Raw genomic sequence first — 1,978 nt, 5'->3', positions numbered from 1 at the left:
AGGGGTACAGCCAACATTTTGACGTAAAACTCACGCTAATACATAATCTTCCATCAAAACGTTGCTTTTCAAACGCTAAGGAGTCATTTTGATAATTCTACGCAAAATTTTACTGGACTAACACCATCTAAAAAGTATAAAAGTATGTATTTATGAAGCATGTTATGTTGAGTTTTTAGCGTGGAATTCAACATCTACGCTATTTTACAACTTATTTTGCAAATAAATGTCTTAACGTGAGTAATGTGGTAAAAAGTTGGTGGTACCCCATAAAGAGGATTTTAATAGAAAGGAGGCCGTTCATGTATGACGGTCTCCTTTGGTTTTCTTAGAATGAACTTAGATGGGTTGTATCATAAGTAACCTTATGAACAGGATATCAACCTTATTGCTAGCGTGAAAAATCTGAAGGGATTCTCCGATGCCATCCAGAAGCTTTCCCAAAACTGAAAATCAGAAGTATTTATAGGTAGGGGATCTCCTTTCAGTTGATTTCGTAGTTAACAATGAGGATACCCTACCTCTTTTTTGTCTTAAACTTTTTCTTACACAAACTATCGTACGCCATCTAGTAACTCAGACTTTTAGTCCTATTGGTGGTGCGCTGTTACTACTTATGGGCAACAGCACTAATTTCGACCAATTGTTCAGGAAACGCTAGATAAGTGACGCCGAGAAGACTGCCAGCAGGTCGATGTTGATCCAGATATTCCTTAAAAAGCCGGATACAAGGCTCAGAATGTTTTTGTGCGTCAGTCAAGTAGATCTCCACGTAAGCGAGGTTCGACCTCGTAACACCGAATCCGGCAAGCACACGATCGAGATTCTCCAGCGTTTGACGCGTTTGGGCCTCAATGTCTCCCTCCCCAATAAACGCGCCATGTTCATCATGTGAAAATTGTCCTGAAATGTAGATCTTACCGTTTACAGCGTACCCTTGAGTGATACCGCTTCCTTCTTCCCATGCAACTCCATGATCGTACGTATTTTTCTCAGTCATATTATTCTCTCCTTTATTTCAGCATTGATGTTAGTATAAAATGAATACAAACTAAAAAATAGTACGCACTTTACCGATAGTGCTATCAGAAAGGAAAGTGACCACATGAGTATGGCTGACTACAAAGGAAAAGGAATTCATGTTCAAGATACCCCCTTTGGTTATACCTTATCGTTAATTGGGGGTAAATGGAAATTGATTATTCTTTATGTCTTGGCAGAAAATCCATCGATTCGTTTTAATAATATAAAAAGGCAGATAGGGGATATTACGTATAAAATATTGAGTGCTCAACTTAAAGAATTGGAAGCAGATGGAATAGTACATCGTAAAGAATACTCTCAGGTGACTCCTAAAGTTGAATACCGTCTCACGGAAAAAGGCGAGACATTATTACCTATTATGGAATCAATGTGTGAATGGGGAACCAACAATCAACATAATTAACCTTTATATTTTTATTTGTCTCCGGTCTTGAATAGAAGGCGGCCCTGCCGGAAAAGCAATAGCCAGTTTTCACCTAACAATTCTCGCTGTTAAAGCGCCAATTTTTTAAAGATCACTTTTGATATTCTGCACTTCTGACTTAATTCAGAAAATGCATTATGAAATTGACTAAATTACATGATAATTTAGTTCTCTTCACGGCGAATTTGGTGGCGAGCTACTTTTGTACGATTCCCACATATTTTCATTGAACACCATTTACGACGGCCAGTTGTATCCATAAACAACAAAACACAGTCTGGATTAGCACAACGGTGGAGATGCAATAGCTCTCCTTTAGCTAATAATTGGAGAGCATCAAATGCAATAAGAGATATAATTGCATCTTCTGAAGAACCAACTGGAACTGGTAAAAGGGATTCAGATAGTAATTTAAATGATAATGGAGCCTGTTCGGTTAAATCCTCAAGATGAGATTTCCATTTATCATCAAGTTGTTTTCCGTCCGCAATTTCTTCAAATCCTTCTCGT

Annotated in this window: 3 protein-coding genes; 1 reads left to right on the top strand and 2 read right to left on the bottom strand. The window is 38.0% G+C overall.

Translation table 11 applies throughout. The features are described from left to right. Nucleotides 1-610: 610 nt before the first annotated feature. Nucleotides 611-1,000, bottom strand: a complete 390-nt coding sequence (locus tag CEF18_RS25605; RefSeq protein WP_110934575.1) for a RidA family protein — start codon at nucleotides 998-1,000, stop codon at nucleotides 611-613. Nucleotides 1,001-1,105: 105 nt separating this feature from the next. Here CEF18_RS25605 and CEF18_RS25600 point away from each other — a divergent pair, with 105 nt between their 5' ends. Further along, nucleotides 1,106-1,447 carry a winged helix-turn-helix transcriptional regulator gene (locus CEF18_RS25600; protein ID WP_110934576.1) on the top strand — a complete coding sequence of 114 codons (342 nt, stop codon included), beginning with the start codon at nucleotides 1,106-1,108 and terminating at the stop codon, nucleotides 1,445-1,447. 185 nt (nucleotides 1,448-1,632) lie between these two features. On the opposite strand, the gene CEF18_RS25595 is transcribed toward CEF18_RS25600, so the two are convergent. After that, nucleotides 1,633-1,978, bottom strand: a 346-nt coding sequence (locus CEF18_RS25595) for a CGNR zinc finger domain-containing protein (protein WP_147422048.1), incomplete at its 5' end; no start/stop codon positions are given.

The organism is Salipaludibacillus neizhouensis (assembly GCF_002886185.1).
GTDB lineage: Bacteria > Bacillota > Bacilli > Bacillales > Salisediminibacteriaceae > Salipaludibacillus > Salipaludibacillus neizhouensis.
This window is presented reverse-complemented; position numbering and strand designations above follow the sequence as displayed.